This window comes from Antribacter gilvus, from assembly GCF_003946865.1.
Taxonomy (GTDB): domain Bacteria; phylum Actinomycetota; class Actinomycetes; order Actinomycetales; family Cellulomonadaceae; genus Antribacter; species Antribacter gilvus.
In genome coordinates this window covers 200,795-219,666 of record NZ_QXTH01000008.1, presented here as the reverse complement: position 1 = coordinate 219,666, position 18,872 = coordinate 200,795, and the positions used below count along the sequence as shown (strand labels likewise).

Sequence of the window (18,872 nt, the reverse complement as noted above, 5' to 3'; positions counted from 1 at the left end):
CCCTTCCGGTGCCGTTACTACCCGGAGACTACGGCACCCTGATAGCATCTGCTATCGGAGGTGCGGAGATGGACGAGGAGTCAGCAGTCGAACGAGCCCTTGCGGCGCATCTCGGCGAGACGGCTGAGCGCACTGCCAGCCTGCGCGCCACCGCGGCTCGCGAACTGGTCCTCGCAGCGCAGCGGGCGCACGCGTTGGGCTGGAGCCAGCGACGCATTGGTCGTGCGCTCGGTCGGAGCCAGCCAGAGGTCGCCCGACTCCTGAAGACGGATCCTCCGAAGATTGATCTGACCTACGGATCGCCCGGTGAACGCGCTCTTCTCGGCGTCGTGCTCCGTGATCACCGTGATGCCATCGTGGAGGCGGCCGCTCGGCGTGGGGTGCGCAACGTGCGGATCTTCGGCTCGGTTGCCCGAGGCGAGGAGACCTCTACGTCCGATGTCGACCTGCTGGTCGATCTCGACCCGGGGACTGGGCTCTTCGCGCTCGGGGCGCTGGAGGCGGAGCTCGAAGGACTTCTCGGCCGCGAGGTGGACATCGTCGTGGCTCGGGCTGTTCGCGACGAGGTTGCGTCGACGATCGAGTCGATCCCACTGTGAGCGAGAAGGACAGGCGGGCTGTCGAGTCGGCGCTCCATCACTTGGGCGTGCTCTCGTCGCATGTCGGTCACGGATCACTCGACGATCCGATCCTGTTCGATGAGGTGTGCCTCCGGCTGGGGGCCTCGATCGAGGCGGTGTCAAAGGCCAGTGAGGCCCTTCGACAACGTGCTTTCGGCCCCGCTCGGCCCGCGATCTGGTCGACGAGGAATCGCATCGCCCATGCGTACGAGTACATCGACCCTCAGTTGATCCGCGACACGATCGAGAACGACGTGGCCGACTTCGAGGGCGCACTTCGCAAGGCTCTCGCCGATCTCGCCAGCGAGCACTGAGCTCGGGCGGTCGATCGGCACGTCCTCGGCCCGCCGTTCAATCGTCCCCGTGGATCCGCCCCCTCGTCTCCGACAGCGGCCGGGCCGACGCGCCCGTCCGGGCGGCGACGATCTCCGCCGCGATGCTGATCGCCGTCTCGTCCGGCGTGCGGGCGCCCAGATCCAGCCCGATCGGGCTCCGCAGCCGGGCCAGGGCCGCCTGCGGCACGCCTTCCTCGAGGAGCCGGGCGACCCGGTCGTCGTGCGTGCGGCGTGATCCCATGGCGCCCACGTAGGCGTCGTCGGGCAGCCCGGAGAGCGCCGCACGGAGCAGGGGCACGTCGAACTTGGGGTCGTGCGTGAGGACGCACACCGCTGTGGAGCCGTCGACCCGCCCGGCCGCCAGCTCCGCCTCGAGGTAGCGGTGGGGCCAGTCCACGACCACCTCGTCGGCGTCCGGAAAGCGGGCGGCGGTGGCGAAGATCGGCCGGGCGTCGCAGACCGTGACGCGGTAGCCGAGCAGCCGGCCCGCGCGGCACATCGCCGCGGCGAAGTCGATCGCCCCGAACACCAGCAGCCGCGGCGGCGGTGCGAACGACTGCACCAGGACCCGCACCCCGGTCCCGAGTCGCTCCCCGCGCGGCCCGTACTCGCGCAGCGCCGTCTCGCCCGCAGCCAGGTGCCCGACGGCGTCCTCGGCCACCACCGCGTCCAGCGCCGGGTCTCCCAGGCTGCCCTCCGTGTCGGACCCGCCGCCGCGCCCCCGACCGACCCCGGTCCGGACCGTCAGGCGCTGCCCGACCGACCCCGCCGCCGGGGCGGCCACGACCGTGGCGAGGGCGACGGGAGAGGCGACCCGTCCGTCGTCGGGCAGCAGGTCTGCGACCAGGGCGGGGAATCCCGGCCACGTCTCGCGCGAGAAGGGGGTGACCAGGACCTCGATGGTGCCCCCGCAGGTGAGGCCCACGTCGAGGGCGGAGGCGTCGGAGACGCCGTAGCGGGCGAGGGCCGGGACCCCGGTCTCGGAGACCTCGAGGCAGAGGTCGTAGACGGCACCCTCGACGCAGCCGCCGGAGACAGAGCCCACCACGTCCCCGCCCGGGCCGACGGCCATGGCCGCTCCCGCGGTCCGGGGCGCGGAGGAGAACGTGCGCACGACGGTCGCGAGCGCGCCGCGCTCCCCGGCGTGCCACCAGGCGAGGAGGGAGGGGAGGAGATCCCGCATCGACCCATTGTGCGCCGCGCGTGTCACGGGCCGGTGTCACGCGGATGACGGGACGCGTCGAACCGATCCGACCCGCCCTCTTGGCAGGCTCCAACCCGTAGTGAATCCTTTCACTGTGACTTCTCACGCCCTGACCGACGTCGTCCACGGCGACCGTCCCCTCCGTTCCGTCCTCCGGCTGCTCGCCCGGCACCGTGGCCGGGTCGCCGCCGCAGTCGGCTTCTTCGCCCTCAAGGACATCCCGCTGTGGCTCCTGCCCGTCGTCACGGGCAAGGTCATCGACGTGGTCGTGGCCGGCGGGCCGCTCCGCGAGCTCGCGCTGTGGGCGGTCGTGGCGTTCCTCGCGCTGCTGCAGAACTACCCCAACCACGTGCTGTACACGAAGTTCTTCATGGGCGTGGTGCGCCGCACGGGTGCCGACCTCCGCAACGCCCTCGCAGCCCGCCTCCAGGCGCTCTCCATCGGTTTCCACACGCGGATGTCGTCGTCGATCATCCAGACCAAGGTGGTCCGCGACGTCGAGAACATCGAGACGATGCTGCAGCAGGCCACGCACCCGCTGCTGTCGGCCACGATGGTGGTGACCGGAGCGGTGGTGACCACCGCGGTGACCGTGCCGCAGTTCCTCCCGGTCTACGCGCTCACCGTCCCGCTCGCCGCGCTGCTCCGGTACCTCCTCGCGCGGCGCTCGCGCGAACGCAACGAGACGTTCCGCCGCGAGGTCGAGCGGTTCGCGGCCCGGGTGGGCGAGATGGCCACGCTCATGCCGGTGACCCGCGCGCACGGGCTCGAGGCAGAGGCCACGCAGCGGGTCGCGTCGGGCGCGGAGGGTGTGCGCAGCGCCGGGTACGAGCTGGACGTGCTCAACGGGCGCTTCGCGTCGGTGTCGTGGGTGGGGCTGCAGCTGCTCGGTACCGGCTGCCTCATCGCCGCGGCGGCGGGGTCGCTCACCGGGGTCGTGGCCGTCTCGCCCGGCGAGGTGGTGCTGCTCTCCTCGTTCTTCGCGCTCATCACGAGCGGGGTCACGCAGGTGCTCATGCTGATCCCGGTCATCGCCCGCGGAACGGAGTCGGTGCGCTCGATCGCCGAGGTGCTCACCGAGCCCGACCTCGAGGAGAACGCGGGCAAGGCGCCCGTCGCCCGGGTGGGCGGCCGCATCACCTTCGACGCCGTCGGCTTCCGCTACCCGGAGGCCGACTCGCCCGCGCTGGACGACGTCCGCATCGACGTCGAGCCCGGCGAGACGGTCGCGTTCGTGGGGCCGTCCGGGTCCGGCAAGTCCACGATGCTCAACCTCGCGCTCGGCTTCCTGCGCCCGACGACGGGGCGGCTCCTCCTCGACGGGACCGACGCCACCACCGTCGACCTGCGGACCTACCGCCGGTCTGTCTCGGTGGTGCCGCAGGAGTCGGTGCTCTTCCAGGGCTCGGTGCGCGACAACATCACCTACGGCCTGGGCGAGGTTCCCGACGAACGCGTCCGCCGGGCGCTCGCCGACGCCAACGTGCTCGACGTCGTCGAGGCGCTGCCCGACGGCTGGGACACCACCGTGGGCGAGCGCGGGGCGAAGCTCTCGGGCGGGCAGCGGCAGCGGCTCGCCATCGCGCGTGCGCTGGTGCGCGACCCGCGGGTGCTCCTGCTCGACGAGGCCACCTCGGCGCTCGACCCGGAGGCCGAGGCCCTGGTACGCGAGGCCCTGGACCGGCTGCGCAGCGGACGCACCACGCTTGTCGTGGCGCACCGGCTCTCGACGATCCGATCCGCGGACCGGATCGTCGTGCTCGACCGGGGGCGCGTCGTGGAGGTGGGTTCGCACGAGGAGCTGGTCGCGGCGGGCGGCCGCTACGCGGACCTGGAGCGGGCCCAGCGACTCTAGGTCAAGAGGCGCATGATGGAGGTGTCCCGTGTCGCGAGGATGCGAGGGAGGCACCGACATGAGAGCAACAGTGGGCGACCGGATCGTGACCGCCTCGGGGGTGGTGGGCGGCGCGGTCCGCGACGGCGTGATCACAGAGTGCCGCGGGCCGGACGGCACGCCGCCGTACCGGGTGCGCTGGTCGGACTCGGGGGAGGAGACGCTGATCTTCCCCGGGTCGGACACGTTCGTCCAGGGCGGCGGCGAGACCGTGCCGGGCGGCGGTGAGGCGGCCGCCGACCGGTCCGGCGGGGCGCCGCAGGCGGACGAGGTGGCCGACGACGGCACGCGCCGCCGCACCCTGACCTGGCACGTCGAGGTGACCCTCGTGGAGAGCGCCGGCAGCACCACCGCCGAGGCCACAGTGGTGGGTCCGCCGCAGACGCTCCGCGCCGTGGGCCACGCTCGCAAGGCGCCGGAGGATGCCGAGGTGCCGGTGATCGGCGACGAGCTCGCCGCCGGCCGCGCGCTGCGCCGCCTGGCGGACCGGCTCCTGGAGGTCGCCGAGAAGGAGGTCTCCTCCTCGGTGGGGCACAAGGCGCACGTGCACGGCTGACCGCTCCCGACGTGGGATGGCGTCCAGCACACCGCTACGGCAGGGTGAGCACCATGACGCAGAACCCGGCCAAGACGCCCGCTTCCTCCCTCCTCGTCCCGGCCGGGGCTCACGTGCTCGGGAACCCCGAGGCGCCCGTCACGATCGTCGAGTTCGCCGACCTCGAGTGCCCCTGGTGCCGAGACACCGCGCCCGTGCTGCACGAGGCGGTGGAGCGGTCGGAGGGCCAGGTCAGGCTCGTGTGGCGGCACTTCCCGCTGTTCTCCGTGCACCCGCACGCCCTCACCGCGGCGCTCGCCGCGGAGGTGGCCGGGGCGTCCGGGCTGTTCTGGGCGATGGAGCAGCGGCTCTTCGCCCACCAGGACCGGCTCACCGACGCCGACCTCGTGGAGCACGCCGCCGCGATCGGCGTGCCGGACCCCGGGTCGGTGGTCGGTGAAGCGGCCCAGACGAGCGCCGACGTGGTGCGCCGCGACTACGCGGACGGACTCGCCGCGGGCGTGGAGGGAACGCCCACCGTGTTCGTCAACGGCATGCGCTGCCGCGGCAGGATCACGCGGGACCGTCTCCAGGACGCGGTGGCGCAGGCGCTCGCTGCGGGCTGAGGGCCGGCAGGCCGGCGCCGGCGGGCGCCGGGCCGGGAGCGGCAGGGCCGGGAGCGGCAGGGCCGGGAGCGGCCGACTCGGGTGCGTGCCACGGCCCCAGCGGGAGCTCGGCGGGAAGGCCCTCGGCGGGCGAGCAGAGCGGCCAGCGTTCGCCCAGGACGCGCAGCACCACCGAACCGAGCACCGCGGCGATCAGCGAGCCGGCCAGGATGCCGATCTTGGCCTGCTCCTTGAGCGGCCCGTCGTCGAACGCGAGGTCGGCCACGAAGAGCGAGATCGTGAAGCCGATGCCCGCGAGCATCGCGCCACCCAGCAGGTGGCTGTACCGGACGCGACCCGGCAGGTCGCCCAGGCCCGCCCGCAGCGCGGTCGCGGCCGCTCCGAAGATACCCAGCGCGTTCCCGGCCACGAGGGCCACTGCCGCGCCGATCGTGACGGGCGAGGTGAGCGCCGCCCGCAGCGTCTCGCCGTCCAGGTGCACGCCCGCGTTGGCCAGGCCGAACAGCGGCACCACGAGGTACGCGCTCCACGGGTGCAGCACTCGCTGGAGCCGGTCCCCGGTCGGCACCGCGGCCTGCGCCGCGAGCTCGGTGAGGTGGCTGCGCTCGGCGGTGGTCTCGAGCGCCAGCCGCCAGGCGTACAGCTTCACCGCCCGGACGTCGTCGGGCTGGGCGGGGCGCGCGGGGACGAGGAGCCCGAGGAGCACTCCGGCGAGCGTCGCGTGCACGCCGGACGCGTGCACCGCGACCCAGAGCGCCACCCCCGCCGCCACGTAGGGGCCCACCTGCCACACGCCCAGCCAGCGGAGCGCCACGATGGCCGCGACGATCAGGCCTGCGGCGACCAGCCCCGGGACGCTGACGTCCTCCGAGTAGAAGAGGGCCATGACGGTGATGGCCCCGATGTCGTCCACGACGGCGAGCGTGAGGAGGAACAGGCGCAGCTGGTCGGGGCAGCGCGGCCCGAACAGCGCGAGCACCCCCACGAGGAACGCGGTGTCCGTGGACATCACGATGCCCCAGCCGTGCGCAGCCGGTGTCCCCCAGTTGAAGGCCAGGTAGACCACCGCGGGAACAACCAGCCCGCCGAGCGCTCCGAGCGCGGGGACCGCGACCGACCGCATGTTGCGCAGTTCGCCGGTGGTCACCTCACGGTTGATCTCCAGGCCGATCACCAGGAAGAACACGGCCATCGCCGCGTCGTTGACCCACTGGTGCAGGTCCATCGAGAAGCCCCACGTGCCCACCTGGAGACCGGCCTCGGTGTGCCAGAGCGCGTCGTACGCCCCGGACCACGCCGTGTTCGCCCACACCAGCGCCACCAGCGCTGCCGCGAGGAGCAGCATCGCGCCGCCCGACTCGGTGGCGAGGAACCTCCGCACCGACGGGGCGACAGGGCGCAGCGAGACGCGGAGCGGCGGTCCCGGCCTGCTGAGGGCTGGAGCGGCGATCCCCACGGACGGGTCGGTCACGGACGGACTCCTTCACTGTCGGTCACAGCGTCACCCGGGTCGTCGATCCGGGCAAGCGCCGAAGGGATCCTGTCATGCGAGGTAGGTTCGGGGCGTGAGTGATCGCGTGGACGTGGAGCAGCACCGGCAGGACGTGGCGGAGCTGCTGGCCGGGCTCGCTCCGCGGCCCGTCGAGCTCGTACCGGTCTCGGCCACCCTGCTCGGCCGGGTCCTCGCGCACGACGTCACGGCCCCCGGCCCTCTGCCGCGCTTCCGCAACTCCCAGATGGACGGCTTCGCGGTGCGGGCGGCCGACGTCGCGGGGGCCTCCGCCGATGCCCCCGTCGATCTCCCCGTCGCCGGCGAGGTCGCGGCCGCGCCCGGGGAGCCCGCGCCCCTCGCCCCGGGAACAGCGGTGCGGATCATGACCGGGGCGCCCGTGCCCACGGGCGCCGACGCCGTGATCCCCGTCGAGGACACCGACGCGCGCACCTTCAACCGGCCGACGGCGGCCGACCGCGTGCGGATCGTCCGTAGCCGCGCGGCGGGGGAGTACGTGCGGGAGGCGGGGTCCGACGTCGCCCCCGGTGACCTCGTGCTCCCCGCCGACACGGTGCTCGCGCCGCACCACGTCGCCGCCGCGGCAGCGTGCGGGCTCGGCGGGCTGCCCGTCCACGCCCCCGTGCGCGTCGCGATCCTCTCCACGGGGAGCGAGCTCGTGGCACCGGGCGAGCCCGCCGGCCCCGGCCAGGTGTGGGACGCCAACACGGCGGCGCTCGCGGCGGCGGTCACCGATGCCGGGGGCACCGTCGTGACGACCGGGCGCACCGGGGACGACCCGGCGGCCCTCCGAGCGGCGCTGGCCGCCGCGAGCGCCGCGGGCGCCGAGCTGGTGATCACCTCCGGGGGCGTCAGCCAGGGCGCGTACGAGGTGGTCAAGGAGGCGCTGGCCGGTGTCACCTTCCGGTCGGTCGCCATGCAGCCGGGCGGCCCGCAGGGACTCGGGGTCGTCGACGGCATGCCGGTCCTCACGTTCCCGGGCAACCCGGTGAGCGCGCAGGTCTCGTTCGTGGTGCTGGTCCGCGACGCGCTGCGCTCGCTCGGGGGGCTGCCGCCGGTCCCGCGGCTGGGGGCGACGCTGGCACAGGCCGTGGTGTCCCCCGCGAGCAGGCGCCAGCTGCTGCGTGGACGCCTCCGCCCTTCCGCCGAGGTAGTGCCCTCGTCCGACGGAGGCACTACCTCGGCGGGACACGAGCGCCGAGATAGTGACCTCGTCGGACGAGGGCACTACCTCGTCGAGGTCGTCGGCGGGGCGGGGTCGCACCTGGTGGCCTCCATGGCCGCCGCGGACGTGCTGATCGACGTCCCCGCCGAGGTGACGGGTCTGGAGCCAGGAGATCAGGTGACGGTGTGGCCGTTGCACAGCGAGAGGTGGGGACGATGACCGAGGTGAGCTCCGGCGTCGGGCAGAGTGACGCGACCCGGGTGACCGAGGACGTGCTCGACGACGCGGCGGCGCGGGCCGTCGAGGCCGCTGTCGCCGCGCCCGAGTGCGGCGCGGTGGTGACGTTCCGCGGCGTGGTGCGCGACGAGGACGGCGGGCGCGACGTGACGAGCCTCGACTACGAGGCGCACCCCGACGCGACGGCGGTGCTGCGCCGCGTGTGCGCGGACGTCGCCGCCGAGACAGGGCTGCGTGTGGCCGCGGCGCACCGGTTCGGGCACCTGGTGGTGGGCGACGTGGCGCTGGTGGCGTCCGCCTCGGCGGGGCACCGCGCGGAGGCGTTCGCCGCCTGCTCCTTGCTCGTCGAGCGGATCAAGGCCGAGGTGCCGATCTGGAAGAAGCAGCAGTTCACCGACGGCGAGTCGGAGTGGGTGGGTTTGTAGGGGGCGGCATCACGGGCCGACGGCGCCCGGGGCCACCGGCGCGACGGTCGTCATCAGGCACCGCCAGCCGTCCGACGCGCGGACGAACGTGTCGGTCACCCACTCGTCGGCGGTGAACGGGGTGCCCTGCCACTGGCCCTCGTTGGTGCCGCGCGCGAAGACGACCGCGACGTCGTCGTGCACCCGGACGTGGCGCACGTCGAAGGCCATCGCGGAGTGGCTGAGGTCGCCGGCCGCCACGACTGCGCAGAACCGGTCGAGGTCGATCGCGGTGCCGTCGGCGCCGGCGAGCAGCCAGCCCGGCAGCGCGTACTCCGCGATCAGGCCGGGATCGTTCCGCACGATCGCCTCGGCCCAGCGGTCGAGCAGGTCCTGGAACACGCGCGTGTCCTCGGTGGGCATCGGTGCACCTCCGTCCGGGTCCTGCTCAGCATAGGACCGCTACCGCAGGGTCTCCCGGGAGGGGTGTGCGCGGCGTCAGTCCGGCCGGCGGGTGACCCGCGTGACCGCGGCCGCGATCCGGGGGAACGACTGGGGGAGCGACCGGGTCAGGGTCAGCGTCCGCGTCGCCCCGGCGCGCTTGAACGTGTGCAGCCGGTCGGCGACGGACCGGTGGGCGGCCGGGCGCTGCGGCCAGGGCAGGTCGGGCCACGACAGGTCCGGAGTGGAGAGCCGCGGCGTCGGGAGGCGCGTGATGACGCCCGACGTCAGCTGCTGGAGCTGGACGAGGCGGCCGGCACGGTCGGGCAGGGGCAGCACGTCGAGGCTGCGGTGGAACGCCTCCGCGCAGGCCCGCCACGAGAACCGCTCGGCGTACTCGCGGGTGCGCTTCCGGTCGCACGTGAGGGCCAGCAGGGCGGCCTCCCGCAGGTCGAGCGAGACGGCGCCGGCGCCCGTCCCGGGGATCAGGTCCCGGGGCCCGGGAGCGTCGAAGCCCGCGACGGGCGTCCCGGACGCCATCGCCTCCAGGATCACCAGCCCGAACGTGTCGGTGCGGCTCGGGAAGACGAGCACGTCGGCGTCGGCGAAGTGCCGTGCCAGGTCGGTCCCGGACCGGGACCCCCGGAAGTGAACCTCCGGGAAGCGGTGCTGGAGGTCGGCGCGCGCCGGGCCGTCGCCCACCACGACCTTGGACCCCGGCAGGTCGAGCGCGCAGAACGCCTCGACGTTCTTCTCCACGGCCAGCCGGCCGACGTACGCGAACACCGGTCCGGGCAGCCCGCGGTAGACGCCGCCGTCAGCGCCCCGGTTGCGCGGGTGGAACACCTCGGTGTCGACACCGAGGCTCCACGGCGCGATGTTCTGGAAGCGGCGCTCGGTCAGCTGCTCGCGCATGGTCGGGGTGGTGACGAGCACCCGGCCCGACGTCGCGTGGAACCGCCGCATGTACTCGTACCCCGCCCACAGCGGAACCCACGACCAGCGGGCGGTCACGTACTCCGGGAACTGCGTGTGGTAGCTGGTGGTGAACGGGAAGCCGTAGTGCAGGCAGACGTTGCGCGCCGTCCAGCCGAGCGGGCCCTCCGTCGCGAGGTGGACGGCGTCGGGCGCGAAGTCGAGGAAGCGCCTCTCGATGTCGTCCCGCGCGCGGACGGGCACCCGGATCTCCGAGTACGTGATGAGCGGGACGGTCCGGAAGCCGTCGGCGGGGGTGACCACCTCGACGTCGCAGCCCATCTCCCGCAGCTCGGCGACCATGCGGCCGAGGGCGCGTGCCACGCCGTTGACCTGGGGCGCCCAGGTGTCGGTGACGATCATGATGCGGCGGGGACCGGTGGGGCGCGGGCGCGCCGGGCCGGGCGGTGCGTCGAGAGTCTCTGTCACAGCGGTCAACCTGGATCGTTGCACGAGGCGTTCGGGCGGCACGCCGCCGGGTGCGACGTTCGAGCCGATTCTGGCACGAATCACCCGTTGTGTGTCAGCCGCCGATCGCGCCCATCGTGCGGGCGGTCTCGGCGAAGGCGTCCGGCGCCAGCTCGGGCGCGTCGCTGCCGTGCGCGCGGGGCTTGGCCCACATCGCGCCGCGCCAGGCGTCGGCCACCTCCTCGTCGGTGGCGCCGCCGCGCAGCAGCCCCCGCAGGTCGGTCTCCTGGTCGCCGAAGAGGCAGGACCGCACGGTGCCCTCGGCCGTGAGCCGCGTCCGGTCGCAGGTCCCGCAGAACGACCGCGTGACCGACGCGATGATCCCCACGGTGGCCGGGCCGCCGTCGACCAGCCACTCCTCCGCAGGGGCCGACGGGTCCTCGCGCCCGGCCTCCGTGAGCGCGAAGCGCGTGCCCAGGCGCTCGAGGAGGTCGTCCGCGCTGACGACCGCGGCGCGCGCCCAGGTCTTGTCCGCGTCGAGCGGCATCTCCTCGATGAACCGCAGGTGGCAGCCGTGCTCGACGGCCCACGCCAGGAGGTCGGGCGCGCCGTCGAGCGTCTGCGGCAGGAGCACCGCGTTGAGCTTCACGGGCGCGAGCCCGGCGTCGAGGGCCGCGCGGATCCCCGCGAGCGTGTCGTCGAGCCGGTCGCGGCGGGTCAGCGTGCGGAACGCGGCCCGGTCCACCGTGTCGAGGGAGACGTTCACCCGGTCGAGCCCCGCCGCCACGAGAGCGGCGGCCCGCTTGTCGAGCCCCAGGGCGTTGCTCGTCATGGCGAGCCGCACGGTGCCCGACGCCGGTCGCTCGCCCTGGGCGCTCGCGTCACCCGGGGAGGTGCTCACCAGGGCCGCGTCCGCCGCCGCCCGCGACGCCGCGATGATGTCGACGAGGTCGCGCCGCATGAGCGGCTCGCCGCCCGTGAACCGCACGTCCCGGATCCCGAGGCGGACACCGATGCCGACGAGGCGGCCGATCTCACCCGGCGTGAGGAGCTCGTCGCGCGGCACGAGGGGCAGGCCCTCGGCGGGCATGCAGTACGTGCAGCGCAGGGAGCACGCCGTGGTGACGGAGACCCGCAGGTCACGGGCCACGCGGCCGTACCGGTCCACGAGGAACGGGGTGTCGGGGCGCGGGCGGGCGGGCCCCGCCGTCGGCCGGGTGGTGGTTCCCGGGCGCGCCGACGGTCGCAACGTGGGGATCCCGAGTCCGACCGCGGTCATGCGGTGAGCCTACCTACGGCCTCCCGGGCCGGGAACAGGCGTCCACCCACGCATGGTTGTGCCTCGTGTGACCGACCACCTCGCCCCCGACACCTCCATGCAGGCCGTGACGCTGCATGTCGAGGACCTCGACCTCATGACGCGCTACTACCGCGACGCGCTCCTGCTGCACCAGGTGGAGCTGCCCGCGACGCTCGCGCTGACCCCCGCCGAGCGGGCCGAGGCGACGGCGCTGGGCCGCGACGGCGAGGCCCTCGTGATCCTGCGCCGCGCACCCGGGCTGCCCCGCCCGGGCCGGGGCGAGGCCGGCCTCTTCCACACGGCGGTGCTGTTCGACGACGCCGCTGGGCTCGCGGCGGCGCTCGCCTCGGTCGCCACGACGGCGCCGAGCACGTTCACGGGTTCGGCGGACCACCTCGTGTCGGAGGCCTTCTACTTCACGGACCCGGAGGGCAACGGCGTCGAGCTGTACCACGACCGCCCGCGGGACTCGTGGGGGTGGGACGGCGACCGGATCCGGATGGCCTCGCTGTACCTGGACCCGGACGCGTTCCTCCGCGACCACCTCACCGACCAGGCGCGCGAGCTGGTGACCACCGCCCCCGACGCCCGCCCCGACGCCGGGCCGGTGGCGGCCGCGGGCGCCGTCGTGGGCCACGTGCACCTCCAGGTGGGCGACGTCCCCGCCGCGCGGGGCTTCTACGTGGACGCCCTCGGCTTCGAGGAGACGTTCTCGATGGGTACCGCCCTGTTCGTCTCCGCGGGCGGCTACCACCACCACATGGCGATGAACACGTGGAACAGCCGCGGCGCCGGGCCGCGCGCCTCGACGCTCGGCCTCGCCACGGTGGGCATCCAGGTCCCGGCCGCCGACGACGTGGCCGCCCTCCGCGACCGCCTCACCCGGGCCGGGGTGGCCGTGGCCGACGACGGCACCACCCTCCGCTTCGACGACCCGTGGAGCAACCACCTGGAGGTCCGGGCGGCGACTTCGCGGTAGGTCCGGCGCCGCGTCCGCCGGGGCTCGACCCCGGCGCGCGTCAGGCCTGCTCGGGCTCCGCGGCGGCGAGCGCCCTGGCCTGCTCCTCGGCGTCGGCCTCCGCCTGGGCGATCGCCTTGTCGGTGACGACGAGCAGGCCGAGCCCGGTCAGCGCCGAGATGATCGTGGCCACCCAGAACACCGCGATCAGCCCGAACGCCTCGCCGACCAGGCCGCCCACCAGCGCGCCGACCGGCATGGTGCCCCAGGCGAGCAGGCGGTAGCAGCTGTTCATGCGGCCGAGCAGCCGGTCGGGCGTGACCTGCTGCCGCAGCGACACGGCGATGACGTTCCAGACCATGACGCCGGCGCCGGACAGCACCCACACCGCGCCGATCACCCAGGCGTTGCTGGTGAGGATGGGCACCGCCACCATGGCGGTGAACGTGATGACGCCGAGCCCGAGCGACCACGCGCGGCCGATCGCCTTGGACAGCGACGCCGCGAAGAAGGAGCCGGCCACAGCGCCCACGGCGCTGGTGGTGTTGAGGACGCCGTACCCGAAGTCGGTGAGCCCCATCGGCGAGTCCTCGCCCACGGCGTACAGGACGAAGACGGAGAACGCCGCGCTCGACGCAAAGTTCGAGGTGCCGGTCATGAGGGCGAGCATGCGGAGCACCCGGTGCCCGGCGAGGTAGCGCAGCCCTTCCGCGATGTCGCTCCGCAGGGTGGTGGCGGGTCCGGTGCGTTCCACGCGGAACCGGCCGGGGATCCAGGCGAGGGCGAGGAAGGCGAGGGCCCAGAGGGCCGCGGGGGCGCCGACGGCGATCGCGACGCCCGCGCCGAGGAGCAGGCCGCCCAGCGGCGGGCCCACGAACTGGTTGGCCACGGTCTCGGCGCCGTACAGCCGGGAGTTGGCGGTGGTCAGCGCGGACCGGTCGACGACCTGCGGCAGGATCGACTGCGCGGTGGTGTCGTACAGGACCTCGGCCACGCCCAGCACGAAGCCGGCGACGTAGAGCACCCAGATGGAGCCCAGGTCGGTCAGCAGGGTGAGGGCGAGGAGGCCCGCGACGAGGCCGCGCGTCCCGTTGGCGACGAGCATCGCGACGCGCCGGTCCACCCGGTCGGCGAGCGCGCCCGCGGGCAGCGCGAACACGAGCCACGGCAGGGCCATCGCGACGCCGAGCGCGCCGATGAGCAGCGGCGAGTCGGTGAGCCGCACGGCCACGAGCGGGATCGCGACCTTGAGCACGCCGTCGGCCAGGTTCGAGAGGAGCGAGGCGGACCAGAGCTTGGCGAACGAGGCGCCCAGGTGCGGTCGGGGCTGGGGCGGTGCGGCGTCGGTCATGATGCCGATCGTAGCGAGTGATTGGGAAAGTTCAAATGACTTTCGCTAGACTCTTGGCATGGCCTCCGACCACCCCATCGTCGTGCCCGAGCGTCGCCCCCCGACCGCCGGCGAGGCCAGGGCGATGGCCCATCCGCTGCGTCAGCGGGTGCTGCGGCTGCTCGGTACGGAGGAGCTCACGAACCGGCAGCTCGCGGACCGGTTCGAGGCAGACCCGGCGACCATGCTGTACCACGTGCGGATCCTCGCCGACGCGGGGCTGATCGAGCAGCTCCCGGCACGGTCCGGCGCCCGCGGCGCTCGCGAGAAGCCCTACCGCTCGACGGGCAGGAGCTGGTGGCTGAGCGACCCGCTGGAGGGTGTCGCGCCGGACCTGCAGTTCGGCCCGGCCCAGCTCGCCCTCACGGACGCCCTCGCGGCCGGCCCGGACGGCATGTCCACGTTCGCGATGTTCGCGCTGCACCTGTCCGACGACGAGGTGGCGGAGCTGGACCGCCGGCTGCTGGAGGTCATCGACGAGTACGTGGCCACGGACGACCGGCGCAGGGACCGCCCGGTCCACCGTGGCGTCGTCGTGCTCCACCGCGTGACGCCGGGAGGCGCCGCTCAGGAGTAGGTGGCCTTGACCACCAGCACGGGGGCGGGGGAGTCGAGCAGCACCTGCTGCGTGGTGGAGCCGATGAGGAACGTGCCCACCGTCGAGTGCTTGCGGGAGCCGATCACGACGAGGTCGGCGGCCAGCCGCTCGGCCTCGTCCAGGATGGCGTCCGCGACGTCCTGGCTCTCGGTCCGGTAGGCGACCGGTTGCACCGGCACGCCGTTCGGGACGGTGTCGAGCAGGTGGGCGAGGTCGGCGGGGACCGCAGCCCCGGCGACCTGCGGAGTGAGCACGAGGACGGCCAGCTCCTGCTTGCGCCGCCCCGCCTCCGCGACGGCCGCTCGTAGGGCTGCCTCCCCCTGGGGTGACGCGTTGTACGCCACGAGGACCGTCATGCGAACTGCACCTCCGGACCAGTCATGCCGGCAACGACTTGCCGGTGCTGCCGGTGAAACTCTCTCACAGGTCCGGCTCACCGGCAGGGCGCGTCCGCGCCCCGGGAACCTCGAGCCCGGCGGGCAGCAGGCCCGGAAGCGTGCGGAGGAGGGCGGTTGCCCGGGCCTCCCGTTCCACGCCCCGCAGACGCTCGGCCGGGGCCGTGATGCTCACGGCGGCGACCGGGTGGGAGCCCCGCACGACGGCCACCGCGAGGCACGCGATCCCCGGTTCGTTCTCCTCGTCCTCGCTCGCGTAGCCGAGCCGGTGGGCGGAGTCCAGAGCCTCGCGGAGGCGGGCCGCCGTCGTGTCGGACCCGGCGTACGCCTTGAGCGTCGCCCGGTCGAGCGGGGCCGCTGCGTCGAGGGCGGCGAGCCAGGCGCGGCCGAGCGCCGTCGTCGCGGCGGGCCGACGGCGCCCCACCGCCGACCACACCCGGACCGCCCGCTGCGGCTCGACCTTGTCGAGGTAGACGACCTCCCGCCCGGCCAGGGCGCCGAGGTGGGCGAGCTCGTCGACCTCCGCGCAGATCGCCGTGAGGGCGGGCCGCAGCAGGTCGGGCAGGTTCTCCTCCCGCCAGAAGAGCGCGCCGAGGGCGAGCGCCGCAGTGCCGAGCCGGTACCGCCCGCCGGGCGTCTGCTCCGCGTACCCCCGGTGGCGCAGCGCGGCGAGCGTGCGGTGCAGGGTCGTCTTGTTGGCGCCCACCTCGGCGGCGAGCGTCGCCAGGGCGGTGCCGGACGCGCCGGCGCGCGCGAGCACGTCCAGCGTCAGCAGCGCCTTGTCGACGCTGCCCAGGGGGCTCGGTGCGGGCTGGTCGGTCACGGGTACGTCCTTCTCGTCGGGTTCCGCTAAAGTGAGTTCCGCAATGAACAACAAGCGTTCACTATAGCGAAACGGAGTCACGGTGTCAGTGGAGCCACCTCTCTCATCTGCGGGGACGGTCGACCGCCTCGGCGTCACCCGCCTCGTCCCGGTCGTCGTGGTCGACGACGCCGAGCAGGGCGTCGCCGTCGCCAACGCCCTGGCCGACGGCGGCCTGCCGGTCGCCGAGGTCACGTTCCGCACGGCGGGCGCCCGCGCGGCGATCGCCGCCATCGTGAAGGAGCGGCCCGACCTCCTCGTGGGCGCCGGCACGATCGTCTCGCCCGAGCAGGTCGACCAGGCCGTCGAGGCGGGGGCGCGCTTCCTCGTCTCGCCCGGCATCAGCCGCGCCGTCGTCGCCCGCGCGCAGGAGGTCGGCGTGCCGATCGTGCCGGGGTGCGCCACGCCGTCGGACATCATGACTGCCCTCGAGCTGGGTCTGACCACCGTCAAGCTGTTCCCCGCGGGCGTGCTGGGCGGCGTCGCCGCCCTCAAGGCGTTCTCCGCCCCCTTCCCGCAGGTGCGGTTCGTGCCGACCGGCGGCGTGAGCGCCGCCAACCTGCCCGACTTCCTCGCGCTGGACGCGGTGCTCGCCGTGGGCGGCTCGTGGATGGTCGAGAAGTCGCTCGTGGCCGCGGGCGACTTCGCCGAGATCACGCGCCGCAGCCGCGAGGCCGTGGCCGTCGCCGCCCCGCAGACCCTGACCACCCCGGAGGCCGCCCGATGAGCTCCCTCGACGTCCGCCCCGCGGACGAGTCCCGGTACGACGTCGTCGCGCTCGGCGAGGTCATGCTCCGCCTCGACCCGGGCGACCGCCGCATCCGCACCGCGCGCTCCTTCGACGTGTGGGAGGGCGGCGGCGAGTACAACGTGGCCCGCGGCCTGCGCCGGTGCTTCGGCCTGCGCGGCGCGATCGTGACGGCCCTGGCCGACAACGAGATCGGCCGCCTGGTCGAGGACTTCATGCTCACCGGCGGCCTCGACACGTCGCACGTGGTGTGGCGCGCCTACGACGGGATCGGGCGCTCCGTCCGCAACGGCCTGAACTTCACCGAGCGCGGCTTCGGGGTGCGCGGTGCGGTGGGCGTCAGCGACCGCGGCAACACCGCCGTGGCGCAGCTGCAGCCCGGCGACGTGGACTGGGACGCCCTGTTCGCGAGCGGCGTGCGCTGGTTCCACACCGGCGGCATCTTCGCGGCCCTGTCCGAGTCGACCGCCGACGTCGCCGAGGCCGCGATGCAGGCCGCCAAGCGGCACGGCACGATCGTCAGCTACGACCTGAACTTCCGGCCCTCGCTGTGGAAGGGCATCGGCGGCACCGAGCGCGCCCAGGAGGTCAACCGGCGACTCGCCCGCCACGTGGACGTGATGATCGGCAACGAGGAGGACTTCACCGCGTCGCTCGGGTTCGAGGTCGAGGGCGTCGACGACGACCTCACCGACCTCGACACCGCCGCCTTCCGCTCGATGATCGAGCGGGCGTCGGCCGAGTACCCGAACTTCCAGGTGGTCGCCACGACGCTGCGCGGCGTGCGGTCCGCGTCCCGCAACGACTGGGGCGCCGTCGCCTGGTCGCGCAAGGAGGGCTTCGTCGAGGCCACCCACCGCGCCGAGCTGGAGATCTTCGACCGCGTGGGCGGCGGCGACTCGTTCGCCTCCGGCCTGGCGTACGGGCTCATGGAGCTCGGCTCGCTGCAGGAGGCCGTGGAGTACGGCGCCGCGCACGGGGCGCTCGCCATGACCACCCCGGGCGACACCACGATGGCGACCCTCGCCGAGGTGGCGAAGCTGGCACAGGGCGGCAGCGCGCGCGTCCAGCGCTGACCCCCCGCTGACCCGTGCTGTCGCTGCCCGCCCGCCCGCCGAGGTAGTGCCTTCGTCCGACGAACGCACTACCTCGGCGCAGGGTGTCAGCGGCTCAGCAGCACCGCCGCGACGATCCCTCCCACCAGCGCCAGCCCCGCCAGCACGGCGCCGGCAATCTTCCACGCCGACCAGGGCCGCTCGCCCACGACCTCACCCGTTCGGGCGTTGACCAGCACCTGGTACGTGGTGCCGTGGTACAGGTACGCGGCGATCCAGACCGGCAGGAGCAAGAGCTTGAACGTCACGTCGTCGTACCGCGTGGCGACGCTGTGCACCCGCTGGACGTCCCCGCCGATGTCCTGGCGGCAGTCCGACTCGATGACCGGGGCCATGACGGCCTTGGCCGCCTCGAGCCCCGCCTCCGGCTCCACCTCGTAGCGGAGGGTCTCGTAGCCGGCGAGATAGTCGGGCCGGTACCGGACAGCCTCCTCGAACGGCCACGGCTCCAGCTTTTCCGCGTGCTTCGGCAGGACGCGGTGCGTCCCCGCCACGTGGACGTCGTCGAAGGCCCGCGCCACCGTGCCCGACGCCGGGTACCAGTTCGTCTTCTGCACCTGCCGCGTCCGGGTCACCGACTTGCCGTCCACCGTCTCGGTGTATGTCTCGGTCACCCAGTAGTGCTCGCCGCGCTGGCCGTCGTAGTCGGACGTGGTCCGCGCGTCGTACGTCCAGCTCGGCAGGTACACGCCGTGCACCTGCTCCGTCTCCGTCACCTTCTTCAGGGCCGACGGCGCGAACCACCGCGACGCCACCCACTCCCGCAGGTGTCCCCGCATCGCCTCGCGGGTCACCGAGAACGGCAGCACCGCCTCCGGCTCCACGAGCCCCGAGCCCTCCACCTCCGCCACCATCGGCGCCCCGCAGAAGCCGCAGACCTGCGACAGGTGGTCCGACTCCGTCGTCGCCCCGCACTTGCCGCACCGGTACACGTGCGCGGAGACCTCCGCCGCGGACTCGCGCGGCGTCGCGGCCAGCGTGGCGAACGCGTGCTCCCGGACCTCCCGGTCCGCCGCGGCGACCTCCTCCGCGTGGCCGCAGTACGGGCACGTCAGCGCGCCCGCGCCCGGAGCGAACTCCACCCGCGCCCCGCAGGCGGAGCACGGGTAGGCGTGATGAGTCCCGGCGGGCTCGCCGGTCACGGACGCCACC

General features: G+C 73.9%; 20 protein-coding genes. 11 read left to right on the top strand and 9 right to left on the bottom strand.

Going from position 1 to position 18,872, the window contains the following annotated elements:
- Positions 1–68: 68 nt before the first annotated feature.
- Together D1350_RS15200 and D1350_RS15195 are read left to right on the top strand one after the other, a co-directional pair.
- The gene (locus D1350_RS15200; RefSeq protein ID WP_125776863.1) at positions 69–599 is read left to right on the top strand and encodes a nucleotidyltransferase family protein; all 531 of its coding nucleotides are present in this window, start codon (positions 69–71) and stop codon (positions 597–599) included.
- On the top strand, positions 596–934 hold the full coding sequence (locus D1350_RS15195; RefSeq protein ID WP_125776862.1) for a HepT-like ribonuclease domain-containing protein: 339 nt from the start codon (positions 596–598) through the stop codon (positions 932–934). Before D1350_RS15200 ends, D1350_RS15195 begins: the two co-directional genes overlap by 4 nt.
- A gap of 37 nt (positions 935–971) precedes the next feature.
- Here D1350_RS15195 and D1350_RS15190 read toward each other — a convergent pair whose 3' ends face one another.
- Positions 972–2,138 carry an XdhC family protein gene (locus D1350_RS15190; RefSeq protein ID WP_125776861.1) on the bottom strand — a complete coding sequence of 389 codons (1,167 nt, stop codon included), beginning with the start codon at positions 2,136–2,138 and terminating at the stop codon, positions 972–974.
- Positions 2,139–2,253: 115 nt separating this feature from the next.
- Between D1350_RS15190 and D1350_RS15185 the strand changes: the two genes are divergently transcribed.
- The 3 genes from D1350_RS15185 to D1350_RS15175 are packed head-to-tail and all read left to right on the top strand — an operon-like array spanning position 2,254 to position 5,214.
- Positions 2,254–4,014 (top strand): ABC transporter ATP-binding protein, encoded by a 1,761-nt coding sequence (locus D1350_RS15185; RefSeq protein WP_240644123.1) that lies wholly within the window; start codon positions 2,254–2,256, stop codon positions 4,012–4,014.
- A gap of 58 nt (positions 4,015–4,072) precedes the next feature.
- Positions 4,073–4,609 (top strand): dsRBD fold-containing protein, encoded by a 537-nt coding sequence (locus tag D1350_RS15180; protein WP_125776859.1) that lies wholly within the window; start codon positions 4,073–4,075, stop codon positions 4,607–4,609.
- Between the two features lie 53 nt (positions 4,610–4,662).
- On the top strand, positions 4,663–5,214 hold the full coding sequence (locus D1350_RS15175) for a DsbA family protein (RefSeq protein WP_125776858.1): 552 nt from the start codon (positions 4,663–4,665) through the stop codon (positions 5,212–5,214).
- Here the strand turns inward: D1350_RS15175 and nhaA are convergent.
- Entirely contained in the window at positions 5,162–6,685 is a 1,524-nt protein-coding gene (gene nhaA, locus D1350_RS15170) for a Na+/H+ antiporter NhaA (protein WP_240644122.1), read from the bottom strand. The two genes, D1350_RS15175 and nhaA, sit on opposite strands and share 53 nt — an antisense overlap.
- A gap of 94 nt (positions 6,686–6,779) precedes the next feature.
- Here nhaA and D1350_RS15165 point away from each other — a divergent pair, with 94 nt between their 5' ends.
- Together D1350_RS15165 and D1350_RS15160 are read left to right on the top strand one after the other, a co-directional pair.
- The gene (locus D1350_RS15165; protein WP_206074559.1) at positions 6,780–8,108 is read left to right on the top strand and encodes a molybdopterin molybdotransferase MoeA; all 1,329 of its coding nucleotides are present in this window, start codon (positions 6,780–6,782) and stop codon (positions 8,106–8,108) included.
- Positions 8,105–8,551, top strand: a complete 447-nt coding sequence (locus tag D1350_RS15160) for a molybdenum cofactor biosynthesis protein MoaE (RefSeq protein WP_125776857.1) — start codon at positions 8,105–8,107, stop codon at positions 8,549–8,551. The genes D1350_RS15165 and D1350_RS15160 overlap by 4 nt, the downstream gene beginning before the upstream one ends.
- A 9-nt stretch (positions 8,552–8,560) precedes the next feature.
- Here D1350_RS15160 and D1350_RS15155 read toward each other — a convergent pair whose 3' ends face one another.
- From D1350_RS15155 to D1350_RS15145, 3 genes are all read right to left on the bottom strand, one after another.
- Positions 8,561–8,953, bottom strand: a complete 393-nt coding sequence (locus D1350_RS15155) for a nuclear transport factor 2 family protein (RefSeq protein ID WP_125776856.1) — start codon at positions 8,951–8,953, stop codon at positions 8,561–8,563.
- A gap of 75 nt (positions 8,954–9,028) precedes the next feature.
- The gene (locus D1350_RS15150) at positions 9,029–10,375 is read right to left on the bottom strand and encodes a glycosyltransferase family 4 protein (protein WP_206074558.1); all 1,347 of its coding nucleotides are present in this window, start codon (positions 10,373–10,375) and stop codon (positions 9,029–9,031) included.
- A 94-nt stretch (positions 10,376–10,469) separates the two neighbouring features.
- Positions 10,470–11,633, bottom strand: a complete 1,164-nt coding sequence (locus D1350_RS15145) for a GTP 3',8-cyclase MoaA (RefSeq protein WP_125776855.1) — start codon at positions 11,631–11,633, stop codon at positions 10,470–10,472.
- 67 nt (positions 11,634–11,700) lie between these two features.
- Between D1350_RS15145 and D1350_RS15140 the strand changes: the two genes are divergently transcribed.
- The gene (locus D1350_RS15140) at positions 11,701–12,633 is read left to right on the top strand and encodes a VOC family protein (RefSeq protein ID WP_240644121.1); all 933 of its coding nucleotides are present in this window, start codon (positions 11,701–11,703) and stop codon (positions 12,631–12,633) included.
- 40 nt (positions 12,634–12,673) lie between these two features.
- On the opposite strand, the gene D1350_RS15135 is transcribed toward D1350_RS15140, so the two are convergent.
- Positions 12,674–13,963 (bottom strand): MFS transporter, encoded by a 1,290-nt coding sequence (locus tag D1350_RS15135; RefSeq protein ID WP_125776853.1) that lies wholly within the window; start codon positions 13,961–13,963, stop codon positions 12,674–12,676.
- Positions 13,964–14,021: 58 nt separating this feature from the next.
- Between D1350_RS15135 and D1350_RS15130 the strand changes: the two genes are divergently transcribed.
- Positions 14,022–14,579 carry a winged helix-turn-helix domain-containing protein gene (locus D1350_RS15130; protein ID WP_125776852.1) on the top strand — a complete coding sequence of 186 codons (558 nt, stop codon included), beginning with the start codon at positions 14,022–14,024 and terminating at the stop codon, positions 14,577–14,579.
- On the opposite strand, the gene D1350_RS15125 is transcribed toward D1350_RS15130, so the two are convergent.
- Both D1350_RS15125 and D1350_RS15120 read right to left on the bottom strand, forming a co-directional pair.
- Positions 14,570–14,956 carry a universal stress protein gene (locus tag D1350_RS15125; RefSeq protein ID WP_125776851.1) on the bottom strand — a complete coding sequence of 129 codons (387 nt, stop codon included), beginning with the start codon at positions 14,954–14,956 and terminating at the stop codon, positions 14,570–14,572. The genes D1350_RS15130 and D1350_RS15125 overlap by 10 nt on opposite strands.
- Before the next feature lie 64 nt (positions 14,957–15,020).
- Positions 15,021–15,818 carry an IclR family transcriptional regulator gene (locus D1350_RS15120; protein ID WP_164545178.1) on the bottom strand — a complete coding sequence of 266 codons (798 nt, stop codon included), beginning with the start codon at positions 15,816–15,818 and terminating at the stop codon, positions 15,021–15,023.
- Positions 15,819–15,906: 88 nt separating this feature from the next.
- Between D1350_RS15120 and eda the strand changes: the two genes are divergently transcribed.
- Both eda and D1350_RS15110 read left to right on the top strand, forming a co-directional pair.
- A complete protein-coding gene (gene eda, locus D1350_RS15115) occupies positions 15,907–16,584 on the top strand; it encodes a bifunctional 4-hydroxy-2-oxoglutarate aldolase/2-dehydro-3-deoxy-phosphogluconate aldolase (RefSeq protein WP_125776850.1) in 678 nt (225 codons plus the stop codon).
- The gene (locus D1350_RS15110) at positions 16,581–17,681 is read left to right on the top strand and encodes a sugar kinase (protein ID WP_125776849.1); all 1,101 of its coding nucleotides are present in this window, start codon (positions 16,581–16,583) and stop codon (positions 17,679–17,681) included. Before eda ends, D1350_RS15110 begins: the two co-directional genes overlap by 4 nt.
- Before the next feature lie 86 nt (positions 17,682–17,767).
- Here D1350_RS15110 and D1350_RS15105 read toward each other — a convergent pair whose 3' ends face one another.
- Positions 17,768–18,871, bottom strand: a complete 1,104-nt coding sequence (locus D1350_RS15105; protein WP_206074557.1) for a TFIIB-type zinc ribbon-containing protein — start codon at positions 18,869–18,871, stop codon at positions 17,768–17,770.
- Position 18,872: the final 1 nt, after the last annotated feature.

What these genes read in the sequence shown, in the direction of transcription:
- D1350_RS15135 (WP_125776853.1), bottom strand. Translation starts at nt 13,963, where the DNA reads ATGACCGACGCCGCACCGCCCCAGCCCCGACCGCACCTGGGCGCCTCG.
- D1350_RS15130 (WP_125776852.1), top strand. Translation starts at nt 14,022, where the DNA reads ATGGCCTCCGACCACCCCATCGTCGTGCCCGAGCGTCGCCCCCCGACC.
- D1350_RS15175 (WP_125776858.1), top strand. Translation starts at nt 4,663, where the DNA reads ATGACGCAGAACCCGGCCAAGACGCCCGCTTCCTCCCTCCTCGTCCCG.
- D1350_RS15155 (WP_125776856.1), bottom strand. Translation starts at nt 8,953, where the DNA reads ATGCCCACCGAGGACACGCGCGTGTTCCAGGACCTGCTCGACCGCTGG.
- D1350_RS15145 (WP_125776855.1), bottom strand. Translation starts at nt 11,633, where the DNA reads ATGACCGCGGTCGGACTCGGGATCCCCACGTTGCGACCGTCGGCGCGC.
- D1350_RS15160 (WP_125776857.1), top strand. Translation starts at nt 8,105, where the DNA reads ATGACCGAGGTGAGCTCCGGCGTCGGGCAGAGTGACGCGACCCGGGTG.
- D1350_RS15200 (WP_125776863.1), top strand. Translation starts at nt 69, where the DNA reads ATGGACGAGGAGTCAGCAGTCGAACGAGCCCTTGCGGCGCATCTCGGC.
- D1350_RS15110 (WP_125776849.1), top strand. Translation starts at nt 16,581, where the DNA reads ATGAGCTCCCTCGACGTCCGCCCCGCGGACGAGTCCCGGTACGACGTC.
- D1350_RS15190 (WP_125776861.1), bottom strand. Translation starts at nt 2,138, where the DNA reads ATGCGGGATCTCCTCCCCTCCCTCCTCGCCTGGTGGCACGCCGGGGAG.
- D1350_RS15180 (WP_125776859.1), top strand. Translation starts at nt 4,073, where the DNA reads ATGAGAGCAACAGTGGGCGACCGGATCGTGACCGCCTCGGGGGTGGTG.
- D1350_RS15125 (WP_125776851.1), bottom strand. Translation starts at nt 14,956, where the DNA reads ATGACGGTCCTCGTGGCGTACAACGCGTCACCCCAGGGGGAGGCAGCC.